General features: G+C 60.6%; 13 protein-coding genes and 1 tRNA gene. 3 read left to right on the forward strand and 11 right to left on the reverse strand.

All coding sequences use genetic code 11. From position 1 onward, the window contains the following. Positions 1-153: 153 nt before the first annotated feature. The 4 genes from trxB to K315_RS0103850 all read right to left on the reverse strand — a co-directional run bounded on the left by trxB (position 154) and on the right by K315_RS0103850 (position 8,357). Positions 154-1,095 (reverse strand): thioredoxin-disulfide reductase, encoded by a 942-nt coding sequence (gene trxB, locus K315_RS0103835; RefSeq protein ID WP_029576263.1) that lies wholly within the window; start codon positions 1,093-1,095, stop codon positions 154-156. Between the two features lie 226 nt (positions 1,096-1,321). Then, positions 1,322-5,428 (reverse strand): lipid II flippase MurJ, encoded by a 4,107-nt coding sequence (locus K315_RS10690; RefSeq protein ID WP_029576264.1) that lies wholly within the window; start codon positions 5,426-5,428, stop codon positions 1,322-1,324. Next, positions 5,425-7,704, reverse strand: a complete 2,280-nt coding sequence (locus K315_RS0103845; RefSeq protein ID WP_052316544.1) for a DUF6049 family protein — start codon at positions 7,702-7,704, stop codon at positions 5,425-5,427. Before K315_RS0103845 ends, K315_RS10690 begins: the two co-directional genes overlap by 4 nt. A 2-nt stretch (positions 7,705-7,706) precedes the next feature. Further along, complete coding sequence (locus K315_RS0103850) at positions 7,707-8,357, reverse strand: NUDIX hydrolase (RefSeq protein WP_029576266.1); 651 nt, start codon at positions 8,355-8,357, stop codon at positions 7,707-7,709. A gap of 85 nt (positions 8,358-8,442) precedes the next feature. On the opposite strand from K315_RS0103850, the gene K315_RS0103855 reads away from it, so the two are divergent. Continuing rightward, positions 8,443-9,861 carry a CCA tRNA nucleotidyltransferase gene (locus K315_RS0103855; RefSeq protein WP_029576267.1) on the forward strand — a complete coding sequence of 473 codons (1,419 nt, stop codon included), beginning with the start codon at positions 8,443-8,445 and terminating at the stop codon, positions 9,859-9,861. 274 nt (positions 9,862-10,135) lie between these two features. Here the strand turns inward: K315_RS0103855 and K315_RS0103860 are convergent, their stop codons facing one another. The 7 genes from K315_RS0103860 to K315_RS0103890 form a co-directional block, all read right to left on the reverse strand. Continuing rightward, positions 10,136-10,759, reverse strand: a complete 624-nt coding sequence (locus K315_RS0103860; protein ID WP_015451348.1) for a LytR C-terminal domain-containing protein — start codon at positions 10,757-10,759, stop codon at positions 10,136-10,138. A gap of 32 nt (positions 10,760-10,791) precedes the next feature. Then, the gene (locus tag K315_RS0103865; RefSeq protein ID WP_029576268.1) at positions 10,792-11,718 is read right to left on the reverse strand and encodes a 4-(cytidine 5'-diphospho)-2-C-methyl-D-erythritol kinase; all 927 of its coding nucleotides are present in this window, start codon (positions 11,716-11,718) and stop codon (positions 10,792-10,794) included. Then, the gene (gene rsmA, locus K315_RS0103870; protein WP_029576269.1) at positions 11,715-12,671 is read right to left on the reverse strand and encodes a 16S rRNA (adenine(1518)-N(6)/adenine(1519)-N(6))-dimethyltransferase RsmA; all 957 of its coding nucleotides are present in this window, start codon (positions 12,669-12,671) and stop codon (positions 11,715-11,717) included. Before rsmA ends, K315_RS0103865 begins: the two co-directional genes overlap by 4 nt. A gap of 50 nt (positions 12,672-12,721) precedes the next feature. After that, positions 12,722-14,278 carry an aggregation-promoting factor C-terminal-like domain-containing protein gene (locus K315_RS0103875; protein WP_029576270.1) on the reverse strand — a complete coding sequence of 519 codons (1,557 nt, stop codon included), beginning with the start codon at positions 14,276-14,278 and terminating at the stop codon, positions 12,722-12,724. 786 nt (positions 14,279-15,064) lie between these two features. Next, positions 15,065-15,138: transfer RNA gene (locus tag K315_RS0103880), tRNA-Thr, on the reverse strand. A 384-nt stretch (positions 15,139-15,522) separates the two neighbouring features. Further along, positions 15,523-16,515 (reverse strand): DsbA family protein, encoded by a 993-nt coding sequence (locus tag K315_RS0103885; RefSeq protein ID WP_029576271.1) that lies wholly within the window; start codon positions 16,513-16,515, stop codon positions 15,523-15,525. Positions 16,516-16,652: 137 nt separating this feature from the next. Continuing rightward, on the reverse strand, positions 16,653-18,905 hold the full coding sequence (locus K315_RS0103890; RefSeq protein ID WP_029576272.1) for a serine/threonine-protein kinase: 2,253 nt from the start codon (positions 18,903-18,905) through the stop codon (positions 16,653-16,655). 723 nt (positions 18,906-19,628) lie between these two features. On the opposite strand from K315_RS0103890, the gene K315_RS0103900 reads away from it, so the two are divergent. Both K315_RS0103900 and K315_RS0103905 read left to right on the forward strand, forming a co-directional pair. Next, on the forward strand, positions 19,629-20,756 hold the full coding sequence (locus K315_RS0103900; protein ID WP_029576273.1) for an ABC transporter ATP-binding protein: 1,128 nt from the start codon (positions 19,629-19,631) through the stop codon (positions 20,754-20,756). 123 nt (positions 20,757-20,879) lie between these two features. After that, positions 20,880-22,319, forward strand: coding sequence for a DUF4032 domain-containing protein (locus K315_RS0103905; protein ID WP_029576274.1), 1,440 nt, complete (start codon positions 20,880-20,882; stop codon positions 22,317-22,319). Positions 22,320-22,366: the final 47 nt, after the last annotated feature.

A 22,366-nucleotide genomic window follows, 5' to 3' on the forward strand; every position in this document is an offset into this window, starting at 1 on the left:
ATCAAACTGTCTACGCTGGGGTGGTGTTGAGCGTAACCAGTTTGAGAGATCGCACAATTTGGTTACGCTGGCAAGGCGGTTTGCGTAGACAGTTTGTAGTGAGATGGGAGGTGGGGAATAGCGGTATGCTGGGGCGAATACCTGCCGAATGTCTCAGGCTTGTTCGGCGAGGTAGGTTTGCGCGTCGAGGGCTGCGCGGCAACCCATGCCGGCTGCCGAAATGGCTTGCCGGTAGACGCCATCCACCACATCACCCGCTGCAAACACGCCAGACACACTGGTACGAGTCGAAGCACCGTCAACGGTGATATACCCATGCTCATCAAGTTGAAGGGCACCGTGAAGGAATTCAGTGGCAGGTGTGTGCCCGATTGCGACGAAAACACCGTTGGCCGGGATTTCAGTCGTATCGCCGGTCGCCGTATCGCGAATCGTCACGGAGTGGGCACCCGACTCATCATCGCCGTTAACACGCTCCACCACGGCGTTCATCCGGAAATCAATCTTCGGGTTCTTTTCCGCCCGGTCAACCAGAATGCGCGAGGCTCGGAATGCGTCACGCCGATGGATTACCGTCACCGAAGAACCGAAACGGCTCAGGAAGTCAGCCTCGGTCAGCGCACTGTCACCGCCGCCGACCACGACAATGGGCTTGCCGCGGAAGAAGAATCCGTCGCAGGTGGCACAGTACGAAACACCGCGGCCGGAGTATTCGGCTTCGCCCGGCACCCCGAGTTTGCGTACCTGCGAGCCGGTGGCCACGATTACAGCACGGGCGGTATACGTATCCCCGCCGTCCAGCACAACATGCTTGGAATCGCCCTGCACATCTGCGCTGACCACGTCGTCATAGACGATTTCGGTGCCGAAACGCTCAGCTTGCTTGCGCATGGCATCCATGAGATCAGGGCCCATGATGCCGTCCGGGAACCCGGGGAAGTTCTCCACTTCAGTGGTATTGACCAGCTGTCCGCCGGGCGTGAGCGCCCCGGCAATGACCACCGGATGATACCCGGCGCGGCTCAGATAAATGGCCGCAGTGTAGCCGGCAGGCCCGGAACCGATGATGATCACGTCTGTTGTCTGTTCGCTCATGGGTCCTAACCTAGCACATCCAGACGGCCATGATTGTGCTGTCAGCACAGTGGCGAGACATCCCGCAGATGACGGAGTAACGCAGGACCATGGTCGCGGCAGCGGCGTCGACAACCGTCCGAAAACAAACCGGGGCGGCCGTCCGCAACAACGCGCGCAGACAACCGCCCCGGAGAAAGCCCAGCAGCCGTGAAAACAGCCGCAGGAACTGCCGTGAAGGCAACCGCTAATACAGTTGGACTGATTTGATGTACAGCTGGTTGCCGGGCAGGCTATCCCGCGGCACCCACATGAGGAAGTCCTGGCTCTTCACCGTCTTCGTGAGCTTGACGTCGGTCGTTCCGCTCGCGTCGAAGGAGAACTGAGCGACCTGCTCGCCCTGTGTCGGATCCGCGGTTGTATTGGCATACAGGTAGCCAGTGCCGCCGGAAGACCTGATCGACACCACGAAGCGGTATACGCTTTCCGGCTCGCTCAGATGCATGTAATAGCCGTAGCCGTCCTGACCGCCGGGCTTGGTGAGGAACTCCTGTTTATCAATCGAATACGGGGTGTTATTTTCCGGAACCTTGGGTGTCGGCACGGCGGAAGCGTCCTTGTCCTCGGTGATGACGCTCGACTTGTCGGATGAGCCCGACGATGATGCATCGCTGGTAGGCGTGCTGCTGCCGAACGGCACCTTGTCGAGATTCTGGGACGGCCATGCACTCGACTGCTTCGTGACACCGAGTGTGGTGCCGCCGGAAAGGCTATGCAGGGCAAGTCCTGCGGCCGCCGCAACCACCACAATGACGACGACGATTGCCACAACCTTCGTGCTGAACCGGCCAAACAATTTCTCGTCCGCCACATCGTCCTGGGTGACCGGATTGTAGTCTTCGTGCGTCTCCTTCTCCGGTTCCACAGTCGGCGTGAAGCTCGGCGGGCGGCTCGCCGGAGTGTAGGCAGCGAGAATCTGCGTCTGTTCGTTCTCCAAGGCGCGTCGTGATTCGTCACCGGGGGGAACCGGCATCCCGTTCGCATCGTATACAGGAATCCTGCTCGTAGATTCATTCACCGACGGCGGTTGCAAACGATGGGCGTTCTTGGCCGCCTTGCGGGCGAAATCGAATCGCATCGTCGCTTGGGTGTCGGTATACGGGCCGGACGCCGCGTTGAAGTTCGGGAAAATCGCGTTATCCGGGTCAGGAACGGACGGAGCTATGATATTGGCCACTTCCGCAGCGGCGATGTCATGGAAGTCGTAGTCGCTGCTGTCAGTGACTTCAGGATGGGGAATGGTCTGCCTGTTGGGGTTGCGAGGAACCGCCTGGCTGTTCTTCATCCATTCGGCCGATTCCTGCTGCATCGCCTGCTGAATGGCCTGCTGGCGGGCGGCAAGAGCTTCGGCATGGTCGGTGTTGTTACTGCCGGCGTCAAGAATCGCGGCGGACACACCCGGCAAGACACTCGCCTGGGCGGCTTGCGCATACGAATGCTGTTCGAAGGACGAGGACAGATCCTGCGGGAAATCAAGAATATGCCCAGGGTCAGGTGTTTTCAACGCTGCGTTGGCAATGGAGCATTCTGCATCGATACTTGGCAGGGCGATATCACTGTTCTGCAAGTGCGACAACGGTTCCCAGTCGCCGAGTAGCGCGGTGAGTTCTGCAAGCGACTCCATAGGGATGACACTGCCGTTCCCGTCGGATTCCAGGCCACGATGGCAGATGAGACGGAATTCGCCGGGCACGTCCGGGCCGAGCTTGGACAAATCGAATTGGGTATCCACCGATGAAGGGGTGCGGGTGATCAGGGCATACAACACGGCGGCGAGTTGGCGGGTCGCCAGACGCTCGGCCCCGAGCCCTTCCGGGGCATGTGACGTGTCGGCGAGCATCGGGCTCAGCGTCGCATCGGCGAGCTGGACCCCGTTCGCGGTCAGACGGATGGTATCGGTGTTCAGCGCGTAGTGCGACAGCCCGTCCACCAGGAGCTGACGCATCGCAGATGCGGTTTCGCCGAGAATCGACCGCATGGCCGCATGACTGAGGGTTCCTGACGCCGGTCCATGGAAGTAATCGGTCAGCGACAAACCGTTATCCACAGCGGTGATGATAATCGACACGTCACCGCGATGCTGGAGTTGAAGGACCTGTGTGAAACGACGGTTGCGCGACAGGGCTAGGGATGACGCGATCGCGTCGACTTTGGCGATCGCATCGGCGTCGGTGACGATGTACAGCTGGCAATCACGCGCGAGGACACGGTCATTTGCCTTCCACGCTTGCAGGCCGGGTTCGTCACGCAACAGTGACACCAACGTATACCGGTTGATAACGGTATCTCCCAGTTGAGGCTTCATAGTTCCTTCGGCTCCATAACGAGAAATTCGCGTGCTCGCGGGTGATGTAGTAGTAGTCATTCTAACGACTGGAGTGGTCGAAACGGCGGTGGGTACTGCCGTGTCTTCCGCAGAATCGGCTTGCGGGCCGGTTCTTGGCCGGTCAGGGGCGAGATTGCCCGGATTGCTTGGTTCGTCCGGATTATCGGGATTGTCTGGTTCGTCCGGCTCCCCGGAGGTGGCCCGATTGTCGGCGGTTTCGGTAGTGTCGGTGGAATCCGCGGATTCGTCGGCAGTGTCGCCGGCAGGCTGATCGCCATTGACATTCGCCGCATTGCCAGACCGTCGGGAGGCGACCCGTGCCTTGAGCGACGACAACATCGTGACCAGTTCCTCGGTGTGCATACCCCACAAGGCGCCCACATAGACCGCAATCACCACAATGCCGATGACGACGCACACGCCGACGGATTGCAACCAGTTCATATGCCCGCCGGAAGGGGTGAGTTCCGCGCCCAGCAGATGTTCCACGGGTCCGCGCAGCGATAGACCGACAATCGCCGCGGCTACCGCTGCGGCAGTGGCCTTGATATAAGACAAGGCGATACGACGGCCGTCCAAGCGGTTCTCGAAGCGTTTGCGCAGCATCCACACCAGCAGGGGGAAGGACAGTGCATAGGCTAGCGTAACGGCGACACCGCGCATCAGCGTCCAATCCAGAGGAGAAAGCACCTTGGTGGTAATCAGCAGGGTGAGCATCTGAATGCTGAGCTGGACAGCCATGAATATGAACGGGGATCGCCCGTCCTCGAAGGCGTAGAAGGTGCGCTGGATGATCAGATAGGAGCTTGACAACGGCAGTGACAGTGACAGCGCAATCATCGGCCCTGACATCAGCTGTGCTTCGCCCACGCTAATCGAAGGCAGCAAGGCGAGCGAAATCGGGACGGACAACACGACGAATATCGCGGAGAAGAAGCTCATGAGCAGGGTGACATTGCGCAGCGCATCGCTCAAATCACCGCGGGCGGTGTTTAAATCATTATCAGCGACTGCTCGGGAAACCCTCGGAAACACTGCGGTCGCCACTGACACCGCAATCAACGAATACGGAAGAATGTAAATCGTGAACGCATTCTGGTAGGTGGCATTACCGGCGACCAGCGTCTCATCAATGCCGAATAGCTGATGCGCACGCAGTGGGGCGTTCGTGGTGATACGGGTCGAAATGATGGTCAGCAGCTGGTCGATGCCGACAATCCCCAGACTCCACGCGGCCACCGAACCCATCGAGCGCAAGCCGATACCGTGGATACCCCAACGCCAGCGGTACCGCAACCCCAGTTTGAACAAGGGCAGGAACAATACCAGTGCCTGGACGGCCACGCCCAGCGTCCACGTGCCGGCGGTCAGCATGATTTTGTCCGTGGTCCAGAAGCTCAGCGGCTGCTTATCGGCCTTGCCGAACATCACAATGAACAGCGTGAATCCGGCGCAGCTGACGATATTCGCCGCGACCGAACTCCACGCGTACATGCCGAAATGGTTTTTCGCCGCCAGAATCTGGCCGAGTACGGTATACAAGCCGTAGAAGAAGATCTGTGGCATGCACCACAGCGCGAACGCATTCGTCAGCGCGAGCATGTCCTTGCCGCCGTTCGCGTACAGATGCGTGAATGCGGGGGTGGTAGCGGTCAACAGCATCATTGTGATTGTGATGCCCGCCAGTAGCGCGATGGCGAAGGTGATGAGCTTGTTGAGCCGGTCCTCGGCATCATCCTCTTTGAGCGTGCGCACAATCTGGGGGACGAGCACCGCGTTGAAAATGCCTCCCGAAATCAGCGTGAAAATCACCTGCGGGATCATCGAGCCGGCCTGATACGCGTTCGCAGCCATGCCGGTGGTGCCGACAGCTGCCGCGAGCAGAATCGTACGGATTTGGCCGGTCAGTCGGGAAGCCGCCGTGCCGACGGCCATCACGAAGGAATTATGTCCAACCGAGGAACTCATTCGTCAGAATCTTTCTTCCGATGGAATTGACGCCACAGGCCTACCACGCCGAGCAGAAAAGCCACCCCGATGAACGCGATGCCGGTCTTGTCACTGATTTGCAGGGAACTGGTGATGGTCGTCGTCTGTGCCGACGAGAACGTGGAGCCCTGACGGTCCAGAAGCGTCAGATGCACCGTGGTGGAACCCGAAGTCGCCACACGGATGGCGAAGGTGACCTGCGCCTCGCCGTGGGCGGGAACCGTGACATCCGCGTACCGGCTGGTCACAATCTCCATGGAGTCGGTCAGCGAAGACACCCGAACACGCACCGGATACGGGTTTGCGTTCGTCACTGTGACCGGCATGCTTGCCGTCTCGCTGACCACGGTGACCGTATCGGTCGGGGTGATGGACACGTTGTTCAGCAATGTGGTCGACAAACTGGTCGCGGCATCGCCCATACGCTGGATGACCGCCGCATTGCCGGATAGCGCAAGCAATCCCATACGCGATTGCAGGGAATTTAGGCATGTCATCCATGAGGAAGGGCCTTTTGCGTTGTTTTCGGCGACCTTCGAGGCGTCATGTCGTGCCAGTGATTGCTCGTCACCGCTGTTGGACGTACTTGCGGTTGCGCTTGCGGACGGCGACGACGACGGATTGGAATACAGGACATGTTCCTTGAACTGGCTCAGACTCCTCACGCTGGCCGTGAACGTCGACAACGCGGCCTCAAGACGTTTGCGTGACGCTGCGGTGATGCCGGAGCTCTGAGGCACGATGTCGGACGTCTCGTCGCCGCTGAGATAAGCGTCCGAAGCGATGAGGGTGTTCAGGTCTGTGAGATTGAGCCATGTGGATTGTTCGACGGCGCTCATCAGGGTGTCGATCAGCGTGGTCGATGCCCCGGGTTTGAGACACACCAGCAGGTTGCGGGATGTATAAGGCTGTTCCATCTGGTAGAACGCGCTCTGCGCGACAAACCGCGACAGGCGTCCCGCATCGCTTGTCTCGCTGTCCGCCTCGCTGCTGGTTGCCTTGCCTTGGGCGAGGCCGCTCAGCTCCTGCTGGGCAGTGAGAACCGTCACATCGCCGGAATCCGTGGGAACAACGTATTTGCCCGTGTGGACCGTCCCGGAAGTGTCGGAGTCATAGCCGGAGGTGGCGATAACCGTCGAATAGCCCTGTTGACGCGCGATATTCAACGCCTGACGGGTCCAGCGGCCACTGCCTTGCCACGCGATGATGGTATGCGTCGCATTCGTGTTGCCGACCGCCGAACGGTAGGCGGCCATGCTTGCGGAGGCATCCCAATCAGTGGATTTGACGCCGGCGGACTGATAGGCGTCAGGCGTGTCCAGCGCCGCGTACCCGGTGATGTCGAACATGCCTGGCTGGGCGATTGCTGATGTCTGCGTGGGGATGGACATGGATTGCAAATATATGGGGTCGGCGACGACCTGCAGCTTGGCGTGCTTGGCGACGAGCTGGGATTCGGCGCGTTCGCGTTTCGCCGCGTCGGTTCCCGTGAAAATCGCGCCTGCCACCGAAGACGAGTTCAGCCATGAACGCTCCGCGTTGACGATATTGGACACGATGGTCGTATTGCTCTGCCAGGAGGTTGAGCTCAGTGGTTGGACAACCGTGATGTTCATCGCCGGCGTGTCGGCCGTTTTCAGTCCGTCGGTCGAACGGGTCAGGAAGGTGTGCAGGGAGACGCTGGCCGATCCGGATGCCGACGCATAGGAGATGCGCACCGGCTTGGGCCCCCAACTGGTGATTGAGGCCAATTGTTCGGCGGATGCGTCCACATCGACGTTCACCGTCGCGGTGCCGTGGGCGGCGATGTTGCCAACATCGATCTGGAACAGCTGGCTGGTCATGGGGATACGCGACTGGCCTTGCGCCCAATCCTGGATATCGGTGCGCGAAACGAAGGTGTACAGCGCGTTCGCGGCGACCGTCAACGTGCCGTCACCGGTGGCTACGCTCGACGTATTCTGCAAGGTGAGTTGCAGATGATAGCCGGATGAAGCAGTGACCACCGGGGTCGCACTGTCAATGCTCATCGAGATTGAGGAGTCGCTCTGCCGTTGCGTGGTGCGCGAGGCGGTTTTCGAAGTGGTTGTAGAGGTGGGCTTGGTTGATGCGCTGGCGGCATTTGCCACGCTCGCATCTGCGGCAGCATACCCGAACATCGAAGGCACGACGACGGCGAGGATACAGGCGACCAGCAGGCGCAGCAGACGCTGCATCCGCGCCGACTGGATGCCATGATGTGCGGGGTAGTTCAACGTTATGCCTGCCTGTTCAGTTTCCTGGCGTAGAGCCACGCGATCTTGCGTTCATTAGGATAGCTGAGCACATTGTCCAGATCCTCGAACTTCACCCAGATCGCGTCCTCCGCCTCATGGTCAGGGTCGCCGGTTACCGTCAGCTCACCGCTGATTCGACGAAGCGCATAATGGTGCACCAGCTTGTGCACGCGTTGGTTGGTTCCGGTGAACCAGTAGTCGATTGTGGCGATGGAATCCACCACCTCACCGAGGATCCCCGTTTCCTCATGCACTTCACGGACCGCGGTCTCCTGCGGCGTTTCGTCCTTCTCAATATGCCCCTTCGGCAGGCACCATTCCAGATGCCCGCTGCGTGAATGCCGGGCGATGATCGCGACACGGCCGAGTTCGTCGAACACGAGTCCGCCAGCGGAGTACTCTCTGACGACCGGAAGTTCCTGCGCGTCCAAGGAGGCGAACGTTGCGGGCGTGTCACCAGTCCTGCGGTGAGGCATCAATGCGGGAGTAGGGGTTCCCGGCTCGATATCCTGGTATTGTACGGGTTTTTCCGATTGCGACGTGTACATCAGCGTGTCGGGCGACGGGCCCATTTGGGTATGCTTATCCGCAGCATTGGCGAGCATGCGCGCAAAGTCTGCGGGAGTAATCATGTCTTCCACCTTACTCAAACCAATGTGCAGGTGGAGTAACGGTATGCTTGGAGGCGTAGAAAGTGCTGAATCGAAAGGGCGCGCGTTGAATTTCGAAGTCTGGCCAGAAGCGATAGAGCTGGGTCATATGTTCGCGGATGAAGGCTATGAGCTGGCTCTCGTGGGAGGTCCGGTACGTGACCTGCTGTTGCATCGCAAATCCCACGACCTTGATTTCTGCTCGTCGGCCAGGCCTGAGCAGTTTGAACATATCCTGCGGGCATGGGGACACGACGGTTTCTGGGATATGGGCCGCAAATTCGGCACGCTCGGCGCCATGCGCCGCCGGCCTGACGGCACGCCGGTACAGGTCGAGGTGACCACGTATCGAAGCGACACGTATGATCCGGATTCGCGTAAACCGGAAGTCAATTACGGCGATTCGCTGGAAGGGGATCTGTCGCGGCGCGATTTCACGGTGAACGCCATGGCGTTGCGCGTACCAGATCTGGAGTTCGTCGATCCGTTCGGCGGCGCGAACGACTTGGCCAAGGGCGTGTTGCGCACGCCCGTCGATCCGCGTCAATCCTTTGATGACGATCCGTTGCGCATGATGCGCGCGATTCGTTTCGTCGCCCAGCTGGGATTTAGCATCGAGCCGGAGACCGCGCAGGCGATCACCGAAATGACCGAGCGTATCCGCATCGTCTCCGCCGAGCGCGTACGCGACGAGCTGGTCAAAATGCTGCTGTCGACCCGGCCGCGCGCCGGAGTGGAGGCGCTGGTGGAATCCGGGCTCGCCGATATCGTGCTGCCGGAGATTCCCGCGTTGAAGCTGGAAATCGACGAACATCACCGGCATAAGGATGTCTTTGAGCACACGATGATCGTACTCGACCGTGCGGTTGCGCTGGAAACTGGCCCGGACGGCCCGGTCCCGGCCCCCGACCTCGAGTTGCGGCTCGCAGCGCTGCTGCATGACATCGGCAAGCCGGCGACCCGTAAGTTCGAAGACCACGGCAAGGTCAGCTTCCATCATCATGACGCCGTCGGCGCAAAATTGACGCGCAAACGCCTGCGCGCCCTGCATTTCGATCATCACATCGTCCAAGATGTGAGCGAACTGGTGAACATGCATCTGCGTTTCCACGGGTATGTCGACGAACCGTGGACCGATTCCGCGGTCCGCCGCTACGTGCGTGACGCCGGGCCGCTTTATGAGCGTCTCAACCGTTTGACCCGCGCTGACGCGACCACGCAGAACAAGCGCAAGGCTCAGATGTTTTCCGACGCCATGGACGAAATGGAACAGCGGGTCCGCGACCTCAAACAGCGTGAGGACATCGAGGCGATCCGCCCTGAGCTTGACGGCAACGAAATCATGCAACTGCTGGGTCTCGAGCCCGGGCCCCAAGTGGGCGTCGCCTACCAGCACATGCTGGAATACCGGTTGGATAACGGTCCGGTCGGGCATGAAGCGGCGGTCGAAGAACTCAAACGTTGGGCCGCCGCGCAGAACGCTTGAGGTGAGGTGAGAACGGGCGTGGCAACGCTGGAAAGAATGCGTGTCATCATGTGTGATGCCGTGTCATGCCGTGACACGCCGCGCCCGTGCTGTGACACGCCGTGTTATTCCCCAGCATGACACGCCCGGGCCCTTTCCCGTACCTCGACTTTCTCAGTGCCCAGATTTATTTCCACAAATTGGTTACGCTGAGCGCGTCCCAGCGTAACCAATTTGTGAAAGTGAGGGAGTGGAGAAAGCGGGTGCCGACTGGTGTGTGTGGTCAGCGTATGCGTCAGTTCACTGCGTCATGGGCTAGGGCCTTGGGCAGATTCGTCATCTTGCTGCTATCGAGGCAGCCGCTGACATCGGTGATTTTCGCGCCCTTGCCCAGCACCTTCGACTTGGTTTTGAGATTGTCGAAGGTGGCGCCGAGCACCACGTCGATGAGCTTGTCCTGACGGTCGTCCATCTTCATAACTGCATCGGTGAAGTTGTCGTTGAGCGTGTACGCTTCGTTGATGGTGTTCTTGCCGTAATAGATGATGGTCCGCTTGACGTCGGTCTTCTGGTAGTTCGACACGTTCTCCACGGTGAACCCGCGATTGGTGAGTGCTTCGCCGACAGCGCGCGCAAACCCTGAATGCTGTGTGCCGTTGAGCACGCGGACGTGGACGGTCGAGTTGTCAACATATTTCGCTGTTCCTGATGAATCCGGAACAGCGCAGGCGGCGGAGACGCCATAATTCGGCAGCGTCTCGGCGGTTGACACCGAGCCCAGACCGAATACATGGAACGAGAACAGCAGGGCGATGATCAACGCAATCACCATGCCCATGATGGTGAAAGTAAACACCGCGGTCTGACGGTGGCGCACATAGGCTTTGCGTGCCGCGCGTTCATCATAGATTCCGGTCATAGCATCCTCTTCGTTCCTGTATCCATCCCACTCTACCGGCAATCGCTGACTCCACGGACGACATGGATCCGCGGCACGGCCGGTGCCTGTGCTTCGATGATTCGATCGACGGCATTGCCTGCACGCCACGACTCGGCGACTGCCGACAGCGCGCGGGAATTTGGCACGAAAGCGACGACGGAAGGTCCTGAACCGGATACGAATGCATGGGTCGCCCCGGCTGCGATCGCCAAGTCAATCGCCGTGCCGCTGCGCGGATGAAGCTGCACCGCAGCATACTGCAAATCGTTGGCCGGCTTGACGTCGCCGGTATTGTGCCGACCGTCGCCGATACGGTCGAACTCGGCATACACACGGGGTGTACTGAGCTGCGAATCGTACGCACCGACGAGCACCAAACCCGCGAATCCTTGATTGCGCAGCTGCATCGCGGATTCGCTGTCCGGCGGTATCGGGGTGATGCGCTCGCCGAATCCGGTACCGTGCGCATATCCGCCGGTCAGGCAGAACGGCATGTCGGTGCCCAGTGTTGCCGCGACCTGTTGTAGGCGGCCGATCGGCCAATGCAGATCCCACAGGGTGTCGAGCGCCAGCAGGGTCGCCGCGGCGTCCGCCGAGCCTCCGGCCAAACCGGCCGCGACGGGGATGCGCTTGACGATATGCACGTCGACATCGGGGTGATGTCCACTCACCTGCGCCAACGCGTTGACCGCGCGCACGGCATGGTTGTGGCTGTTGTCGCCGTTGCCTGCGAGGTCGGCAAGGTCTGCAAGATGCTCCCCGTCCATCGACAGCCGTACACCGCCGCCGGGTTGCGTGGGGGACACGGTGACCGTGTCGTAGACGCCGAGCGCGCAGTAGATGGTGTCAAGCTCGTGCCGTCCGCCCCAATCCGCATGTTTCGCGCCCACATGCAGGGTGATATTGGTCTTCGCGGGGCAATCCACGCTCACCTTCATGCTGATGCCCGCTCTCCGACGGTGCTGGTGTGCGCGGTGCGTGCGACCGTAAGGCGTGTGAATTCTTCAATGGTCAAGGTCTCGCCGCGTCGGGTCGGATCGATGCCGGATGCTGTGAAGGCCTCCGGGGAAACCATGTGTTTGAGGGCGGCGTGCAAGGTCTTGCGCCGCTGCCCGAAGGCGGCATCGACCAGTGCGAAGACATCGTCGCGTGCGACCCCCAGGCTGGAGGCCTCCGGCAGCTGCCCGCCGGGATATCGGGTGAAGGTCACCAGCGCGGAATCGACGTTCGGAGCCGGCCAGAACACGTTGCGGCCAATCATCGCCGAACGCTGTGCGATGCCGTACCATGCGAGTTTGACGCTGGGGGTGCCGTAAATCTTGCTTCCCGGCTTTGCGGCGAGCCGGTCGGCGACCTCTTTTTGCACCATGACCGTGAAGCGGTCCAGTTGCGGGAAGCGTTCAAGCAGAGTCAGGATGATCGGCGTGGCCACGTTGTATGGGAGGTTCGCGACCAGCGTGATGTGCGGGGCTGTTGACAGCTCAGGCGTGTCCTCGGGGGTGATGGTCAGCGCGTCGTGGTTGATTACATGCAATCGGTCCGCGGCTTGCGGCATGAACTCCATGACGGTGTTGGGAAGGCGTTGTGCGAGGGGTGGATCGATTTCAATCGCAGTAACATCGGTTCCGGCTTCCAGCAGCGCCAATGTGAGTGATCCGAGCCCCGGACCGACCTCCAACACGGTGTCGCCGGCCGAAACGCCGGATTCGTGGACGATTTTTCGGATGGTGCCCGGGTCGATGACGAAATTCTGCCCGAATTTCTTGGTCGGGTGGATGCCCGCCTCGGCGGCGATACGGCGGATATCCGCGGCTCCGAGCAGGTGCCCGGCATGTTCCGGGGCGTTGTTCTTCCGATTGTCCGCCGTCTGCGGGGGTGTTGTGGTGTTCATTCGTACTTCTTGTCGAGTTCGGTTGCGTGGTGGTCGGTGGAGGGAATCGATCAGTACCAGTTGAAATCTTTCCAATGCTGCCAGGCGACGGAGGGTTTGCCGTAACGGATGGTGATGTAATACAGTCCCCAGTCGATCTGGACCGCGCCGTCATCCTTCCAGTTTGCCCCGAATTGAGCCATTTTGCTGCCCGGCAGGGATTGGGGGATGCCGTAGGCGCCCGATGTGGGGTTGCCTGCGGACCAGCGCCAACTGGATTCTTTGGTCCACAGGTTCACTAGGCTTGTCCACTCGTTGCCGGTCCAACCGCGTTGTGCAGCGGCGCCGGCGGCATAGGTCTGAGCTTGCTGGACGGTCGGGTGCCACAGTCTGGAGCCGGCCGCGGACGATCCGCTGCTGCTGGATGACCCGCTGTTTGAAGATCCGCTGTTCGACGGCGTGGTTTTGCTTGGGCTGGGGCTTGGTTTCGGCGCCGCAGTCTGGGTTGGTGTTGGGGTCGGTTTTGGCGTGGTCTTGGACGGGCTTGGTGACGCTGTGGCTGTCTTCGACGGCGATGGTGACGGCGAAGCACTGGATGAAGCACTGCCCGTGGAGGACGGTGAGGACGACGCCGAGGCGGATGGTGACGATGAGCCTGATGATGACGACGAGGAACCTGAGCCACTGGAACCGGAGTCGCCAGAGTTGCCGGAATCTGAACCGCCTGCCGCCGCCGATCCGCTGTCCGAACTGCCGGAATCCGCAGAATCGCTGGACTGCTCCGGTCCTACGGCGATGATCTGCATGACCGGAACCGCCGTGGTCTGCGACGAGGTCAATGTCTCACTTTCCTTGACGCCATCCACATACGTGACGTCATACGTGTCGACTTTGGCGCCGTTCTGTCCAGCCTGTTGAATGACGGTCTGCCCAGGCTGCAGGCTGTTGTCGACCACGGTCTGCGTGTCGAAGGGAATGGTTTCCGTGCGGGTTTCGGTCTGATGCTTGACGCGTTGCACGCGCAGGATGGTTGTCCCGTTGTCCCGCTCGACGCTCACGCGGTCTTCCTTGCCGAGCGTGATGCCCTTGGAATCAAGGATTGACGCAGCCGTCAGTTTGCCGTTCGGCGCGATGGATGTGGTGCCGTCCGCTATGACGGTGACCGGGCCGGCCTCGTTGATGACTAGGCCGCCAGTGAGCTGGTTGTAGACGTTCTTGATGTCGACGGTCACTTTCGAAGCGGCCTGTTCGTTCTGCTCGAAGAAGCCGAGCAGCTGGTCCATGCTTGTGGCGACTGTCCAGAACGGGACCTCGGTGCCGTCGATGTTGATGGTCGTCTCGTATGCCGAGCGGATGGTGACCACATCATGGTCTTTGAGCGCGCCTTTCGAGGTGGACTCGATGATGTCATGGGATTTGATGGTGATGCCGCGTTCGCTGAGCAAGCGATCCACCGAGGAGGCATACGTGGTGATTGTCGTGGTCTGTCCGTTGATGGAGAGGGCGACGGTTTTTCTCGCGCCGACAGTGAATGTGCACACTGAGGCGAGTACGACCGCGATCGAGCAGCATGCCACTCTGATGCGACGCAGTATCACCGTGCGTTGTGGAGTCCAACGACGCGCCATGCCATCACCTTCCGAAATCGTAGAACGGGTTGCCTGTCTGGCAGAGCCTCTGGCTTGCATTGTAGCGACTTGCCTGGGCGCGGTGGGGTATTCGGCGCAGCTCGCAACATTCTCCCACATTCGCAGGGTTCGCTGCCTGCGGTTACTTGGTTGCTTGGGGGCTCGTGGCGGTTGTGGTGATGGGGTGTTGGAATGCTGAAGTGTCGGTAGAAGGTTGTGCCGACGCTGAGCTGCCCGTGAGTGTCGGTAGAAGGTTATGGCTCTGTTTCTGCCGACGCTGAGAACCCCGTCAGCGTCGGAAGAGGGTTCTGGATCGGACGCGCTGTCGGGCTTGCCTTGCCGTCGGACGTGTGTCTTGGTTCTTCGCTTCACAAACTGGTGACGCTGGGGCGGTCCTGGCGTAACGAGTTTGTGGAGAAAGGGGAGAGGGCGGAACTTGCTGATGCGCATTGCCACACTGCCCGATGCGTATCTGACTGTCTGATGCGGATGTTGGCCGATGATTCCACAGCCTGGCCTCGCCCGAAGGCTCCCGTGGCCGGTTTCGCGGAATTCGTATGCGCTGGGAAAAAACAAGTCCGCCCCACAGTGGGCGGACTTGGAAGAGAAGGGGGGCCGAAGAGAAGGGGATGTTCCGGCCCCCTCAAGGTGAAGCTGGTTGGGGGGACGCTCCACCTTTGTGTTGCCAAGGGTCATAGTTGGGGGGAAGGCCCTTGGCTTACTTACTCGCAGTAAGACTCAACGTGGTGCCACTATTATGGCACAACAATACTGTACCACGTTTCGAGCCTCCTGTCGGGATCGAACCGACGACCTGCCGCTTACAAGGCGGCCGCTCTGGCCATCTGAGCTAAGGAGGCGTTCGCGCGTCGGCGGCAACCGTAGTGTTGTCGCGTCCTGAGCGCACAAGGAACTAGCATACCAGTGCTGACGAACATCGACTCACCATAGGGTCGGAACCGTGTCGTGGGGGCGGTGTCAGCATCAAGGAAAGCAACGTTTGCAAATGTGAATGATATGTGAAGTTGTTGATATATTCGCTCAGGGCGAACATGGAGTGGATCCCAGAATGAACATCACAGGGGTCATCTCCGCGAATTCAGCACGAGCGTCGCGAACCGTGTTATGTTGCAGTCCTTGCGCCGCCGTACCTGCAACCCCCGCGTCGCCAGGCATGACAAAAGCCCCAGCCGTAACGACCGGGGCGTGAATCTGCGGCGCGTACAGCCGCGACGCCGATCTCGTTACTTGCCGGTGTCGATGGCCTTCGGCTTGCCGGAGCCAATCGACGGCATGACGCCACTCTTGCCGACCTGGCTTTCCTTCAGCCCGATGGAGGTGAGAATCGCGTCCTTGATTGACATATTGTACTGGCCGACCTTCACCAAATCCAGATAGGTGCCGTTGATGGTGACGGTAGGCGTGGTCATGTAGCCGGCGTAATTGCCCGAGACGTTCTCAAGCTCCGGCCGCATGCTCGTGTAGGTGTCCGAAGCCTTGAGCCAGGCGGTGTAGGTATTCGAGAACGCCTTGGAGGCTACCGCGGTCGAAACCCCGGCCTTCTCCGCCTGCTCCTGCAGCTTCTTGTTGCTCACCGGGACATAGGAGTCGGCTTCGTCAGGCTGGAAATCCTCGTCGTAGATATTTTCGATGTACTTGAGCAGATGCTCCGGGTTGTCGTCGTGCTCCACGATGTACACTGCGGCGTTGGCGGCGCGCGAAGAGTAGTTGTCCGAGGAGCTTGCGTCACGCGAGGTCATCAGATGGAACTCAAGATTGACCTGTCCCGCGTCGAACATCGACGCAAGAGTCGAATCAATCTGCCGGTGCATCGACCCGCAGCCCGGGCAGATTGGATCCATGTACAGCGCGATGGTGGGGGCGTCCCTGATTGTCTTGTTGTATCCGTTCTTCGAGAACAGGAATCCACCGGTGGAATTCGCCTTTGATGGCTTGGTCTTCACCGCGTTCATTGCCTTTTTCGCGGCGGCGACGGATGTGGGCGAAGCAGAGCCGGATGATGTGGATGTCGAGGACGGATGCGTGTTGCGATAGACCGTGACGCCTATGACTGCCACCAACGCCACGACCACGAGAACCACGATTGCGCCAATCAGCGTCTGCTGTTTGCGCTCGTGTTCCGCCTGGGCGGCCTGCTCCTTCAGACGCGCTTCTTCCTCAGCCCGGCGTTCCGCACGGGTACGGCGTTTGGCGTTCCTCTTGTCGTTCTGGGGCATGATTGTCCTTTCTGGTATGCACGATTCCGCGACCGCGGCATCCATGACCGCTCACTGTCGGATAGTCTAATCGAGGACGGCGAGAACGGCCGGCAAAGTTCCGGATTCTTGCGGTTTCGGCAATCGGCACAGGCCTATTACATGTGCATGTAGCCAGTGACCATCAACGGCACCCAATTGATTGCACCAGTCATCAGCATCGCCACCACGGCGGCGACCACCAGCATCAGCCATATCACGAGCAGCGTTGTCTGTCGGCCGCCCGCGCCCTTGCATTCCGGCGCGTCGTTTTGGCCGGTCTCGCTATTGCCTTCAGCCGGGAGAGTGCTTCCCGTGTCGCGGGGAAGACCGCGCAACGCGCCCGAGCCCAATCGGATTGCGGCAGCCCCAGGCGCGAACACGTCGACAAGCCATCCGATGGCGGCGGCGCCTGCCAGGACGCAGCCGCTGACCGACAGCGGATTGCCGGCGAGCAACACGAACGGAACGACCCAGCCGTTGGTATGCCATGGCGCTGGGAATGTCGGCAAATGTAAGGCGAGTGTGGCGATGATGACCACCAGTGTGGCGATGATGCCGGCCAGTAGGGCGCAGGGGATGGCCAGCGCCAGTCCTTTGACGATATGCCACGGCATGGTTGCCACGCGCAACGCGCCATCGCCGCGTTTGCGTGTCCCGCCGCGTTTGCTTTCACGGTCGAGCTGCGAACCGGCATTCAGACCGATCGCGATGAGCAGCCAGATCAGCACGCCGGCGAGAATCCATGCGATGAGCGGCATCGCCGCCGCGGTGATGGCGACCGGAACGGTCAGCGCAGCGAGCGGGAGCGTTCCGCGCTTGAGATACTGTGCACGCTTGATATCGGCGGGATTGGGCTGATTCTGGGTTCCTGGCACCGCCGCTTGCGTTGCCGGCAGGACCGGTTGCCCGGCCGCCTGCCCGGTTTCGGCTCCATCTTCCGGGAGAATGGACGGCGGCATCGTCTCGTTCGCGGTGTTGGCGGTGTTGGCGGCGTATGGGTCGCCGGCGGCATCGGGGAGCAGGCGCGTGGGATCGTCATGCGGCATCACTGCGGTCGCGGTGATCGGAACCGGTGCGGCAACAGTAGGCTGGTCGCCGATCACCATGGTGCGATCCGAGGCGTTGGAAGAACTGGCGGTATCCGCAAATTTCGCGGAATTCATATCGGCGCGGGCATCAGCAGCGTCGTCGGGATCAACCGTGTTAACGACATCAGTGGCATCATCGTCGGCATCGGTTCCGCGGTCACCGCCGATATCAGCGGATTCTGGGCCGTTTTCCTCAGGGCTGTCGTCGTCCCAGCCGTCGCCGGTATCAGCCATCCACAACGACCTCGGATTGTCGGCTTGCATGGTGGCGTCCCTGGTGGTGTGCCCGGCATTCGCCGCATTGCCCCCGTCAAAAGGGAGCATCGTGCCCCCGTCTTCAGAGCGCTCGCTGCCGTCTGCAGGGGGAAACACAACCGTCTGCCCGTCCACCATCTGGTCTTGCGCATCATCCCAAGCGGCCGGATTCAGCGCATCCGCGGCGATGGTGTGCAGCAGCTGCTTCGGCGCGCACCTGTGATCGGGGTCCGGGTCGAGAGCAGACCGGAACGCGGCTGCTGTGCGTGCCGGCAGCCCGGAAAGATTTGCGTTGCCGCGCGCCTCGCGCTCCAGCACCGCCATCATCGGCTTCGTGCCGAACACCGGCTGGCCGGTCGCAGCGAACGCCAGCACCGAGGCGGTCGACCACCAGTCCGTCGCCTCGCTTGATTCAGCGCCGTCAATGATTTCCGGGGCGATGAACCCGGGTGTGCCCATCACCAGCCCGGTCCGCGTGACATGGCTTTCCCCTTCGCCCATCGCGATGCCGAAATCCACCAGAATCGGCCCGCTCGCAGCTACCATCACATTCGTCGGCTTGATGTCGCGATGTACGATCCCCGCCGCGTGCACCGCCTCGACCGCGTCAATCAGCTTGCGTGACAGACGCTCCAGATCGTCGCCCACATACCGGCCGTTGGCGGCGACATCCTCGCGCAAGTTCCTGCCCTCAATCAGCTCCGTGACAATGAACGCGACCGCATCATCCAATTCCATATCCACAATCGAGCACACGCCGGGATGTTTGATGCGCCGCAACGCCATCGCCTCGCGGCGCAGGCGCTCGCGGGCGGTCGCATGGTCGCGGGCGGCCTGGCCGGTCGTCTCACCGTCATCAACCAGGGAATCGCGCAGGATCTTCATCGCGTATTCCTGCCCGCCGTCGTCCTTCACGCGCCAAACCGACCCCATTGCACCACTGCCGAGCCGGGAAATCAGCGTGTAGCCGCCGATTTCCTCGCCTGCTTCGAGATTCAACGCGTTCAAATCGCTCATAGCCTCAATCCTAGTGATACCAAGGTGCAAGCGTGCCGGACCCGCCATGACACGTCAGCAGGTCATGCACGGGAAGCGTGCAGATTATGCACCCGAAATGACAGGATGGGGCGTAGAGGCACGACAGGACATATTTTCTGGTGCAATGGCATCAAGGCATGTTGAACCGCTCCCGAAGACGGGCGACACATCGGCGTGAGGCGCGGAAGCAGCATCGACACGGTCGAGACATGCACCACAAACAAGGAGGAGACGACCATGTTACAGATCAACATGGCAGATGTTGTCGCCGTCATCAACTCGCTGGTGCCGTATCTGGTCACCGCAGGTGTGTTGCTGCTGCTGGAAAGCTTGCCGTCCAATGCATGAATGATGATCGTATGCCGTATGGATTCGACACGCATCACGTCGTTGAGGCTGAGACGTAGTTTTCGTGAGCCTGCACCGACGGGCAGCGAGTTCTCGGAACGCCGGCGGACCATCCCGATGCAGATTGTTTGCGTGGAAGGTCCCCTGTTTTCGGCCCGGCACAACACGTCAAACGACACACCCTTGCCGATGTCAAATCATCGTGTATACTGGGCCATGGCTCAACGAAGAGAACCTTCAATGGACCGGAACAAGTAAACGCCGAAGCTTGCAGTTTCCGAAGCCGGATGCTACGAGTGAACGCACCAAACCTTCTCACTACGGATCGTGAGGCACGTACCTGCCTCTGAAAGGATGAACATCATGGCAGAAGTCGTATTCGACCACGTCACGCGTATCTACCCGGGCAATGACAAGCCTTCGGTTGATGATCTCAATCTTGATATCAAGGATGGCGAGTTCCTCGTGCTCGTCGGTCCGTCTGGCTGCGGCAAGTCCACAACGCTGCGTATGCTCGCCGGCCTCGAGGAAGTCAACAAGGGTCGCATCTTCATCGGTGGCAAGGACGTCACCACCATGCAGCCGAAGGATCGCGACATCGCAATGGTGTTCCAGAACTACGCGCTGTACCCGCACATGACCGTCGCCGACAACATGGGCTTCGCCCTGAAGATCGCCGGCACCCCGAAGGAAGAGATTCGCAAGCGCGTCGAGAAGGCTGCTGAAATCCTCGACCTCACCGAGTTCCTCGACCGCAAGCCGAAGGCTCTGTCCGGTGGTCAGCGTCAGCGTGTCGCCATGGGCCGTGCAATCGTCCGTGAACCGAAGGTCTTCCTCATGGATGAGCCGCTGTCCAACTTGGACGCGAAGCTCCGTGTGCAGACCCGTACGCAGATCGCTGCACTGCAGCGTCAGCTCGGTGTCACCACCCTGTACGTGACCCACGATCAGACCGAGGCTCTGACGATGGGCGACCGCATCGCCGTCATCAAGCTTGGCAAGCTGCAGCAGGTCGGCGCTCCGACCGAGCTGTATGATCGCCCGGCGAACGTCTTCGTGGCCGGCTTCATCGGCTCCCCGTCGATGAACCTGAACACCCACCCGGTGGTCAACGGCAAGGCTAAGATCGGCGACGACACCATCGACCTGCCGGCTGAGGCCGTGAACAAGCTCACCCCGGAGGACGGCGGCAAGATTGTTGTCGGCTTTCGCCCGGAGGACGGCTCTCTGGCCGCTCCGAACGAGCCGAACGCCTTCTCGCTCAAGGTCGTCAACGTCGAGGATCTCGGCTCAGACGGCTACATCTACGGCAACATCATCACTGATGGCTCGGTTGCCGAAGCCACCACGCTGATGTCCGATCAGAACAAGCTCACCACGATTCGCGTGAACCCGCGCGTGCTTCCACGCGTCGGCGAGGTCGTCAAGATCAAGATTGATCCGTCGAAGATGCACCTGTTCGCGCCGTCCACTGAGCTGCGTCTGAACTAAGAACTTGGCGGGAGCAATCCCGTCAACCAGTAACGCGAGGCTTCTCTTCCTCTCTTTCGGCCTCGTTGGAAAAGCCCCGCATAGCTGCGGGGCTTTTCTGTTGAAAAGGGTAGCATGAGGAACATGGAAACGAACGACCAGTCACAGCTTGACCCGCGCGCAGTGAACGCGACATCTGTCAAGGCGGAGGACGAAAACGCCGAGTCGAAGGAGCCTGAGGCGCTGAAGATCACGGCGGCGAGCTCGAACCCGAAGATGTTCACCCTGCCGTGGAACCAGCCGTTGGCCATGTGGCCGGACGATCTGCTGGTTAACCTGCCGCGAGGCATCTCCCGGCACGTCGTCCGCTTCGTGCGCGTCGGCGATGACGTCTACGCGATGAAGGAAATCACGCGCAGCGTGGCGGAACGGGAGTATGAGCTGCTCAGGCGACTGCGCAAGCTCGATCTGCCTACGGTCACGCCGATTGCCGTCGTCACCGGGCGCCACGACAAGGACGGCAACCCGCTCGAAGCCATGCTGGTGACCGAGCATCTGAAATACTCGCTGCCGTACCGCGCGCTGTTCGCGAGGAACCTGCGCACCGACACCGCGGAACGGCTGATTGACGCCCTCGCCGTGCTTATGGTCCGGCTGCATCTGGCCGGCTTCTACTGGGGCGATGTCTCGCTGTCCAACGTGCTGTTCCTGCGTGATGCCGACGCGTACTCGGCGTTCCTTGTGGACGCCGAAACCGGCGATCTGCATGCGAACCTCACCGAAGGTCAGCGCGAATATGATATCGACCTGGCGCACACGAATATCATCGGCGAGCTGATGGATTTGAGCTCCGGCAAGCTGCTCCCGGGCGATGTGGACGAAGTCGAAGTCGGCAACCGGCTGGTGGACCGCTACCATTCGCTGTGGAGCGCGCTCACCGATGTCGAGACCTTCAATCCGGACGAAATGTGGAAGATCGAGAAGCGCGTCAACAAGCTCAACGAGCTCGGCTTCGACGTGGATGAGCTCGAGGTGAAGACCGCCGCGGACGGCACCCACGTGCTGGTGCGGCCGCGCGTGGTCGATGCCGGGTATGCGTCCCGCAAGCTCATGCGTCTGACCGGCCTCGATGTGCAGGAGAACCAGGCTCGGCGACTGCTCAACGACCTTGACACGTATCGCGCGTCCACGTGGCGGCAGAACGAGGATCTTGAAGTGGTGGCGACCGACTGGATGCGCGAGGTCTACGAGCCGACCGTGCGCATGATTCCGCCGGAATACCGTTCGCAGATCGAACCGGCGCAGTTCTTCCACGAGGTGCTGGACCACCGGTGGTTCCTCGCCGAGCATGCCGGGCATGACATCCCCATGGCGGAAGCCGTGCAAAGCTATGTCAAGAACGTGCTCCCGCAGTACAAGCTCGATAAGAAGGCGATGAAAGATATCAACGCCGATGCCGATTCCGGTGTGATCGACGACGAGTTCACCTACTCCGATGATTCCGCGGCCGGTCGTGGTGCGGATCATGTGGATGACGGATATAATCCGGAGGACGACCCCGATGCCGCGGTGTGGAGCCACTGACAGGCGGAACAGACAGGCGTACTGGCTGGCGGAACTGGCTGAGATCG

The sequence above is a fragment of the Bifidobacterium thermacidophilum subsp. thermacidophilum DSM 15837 genome, from assembly GCF_000426425.1.
Classification (GTDB): Bacteria; Actinomycetota; Actinomycetes; order Actinomycetales; family Bifidobacteriaceae; genus Bifidobacterium; species Bifidobacterium thermacidophilum.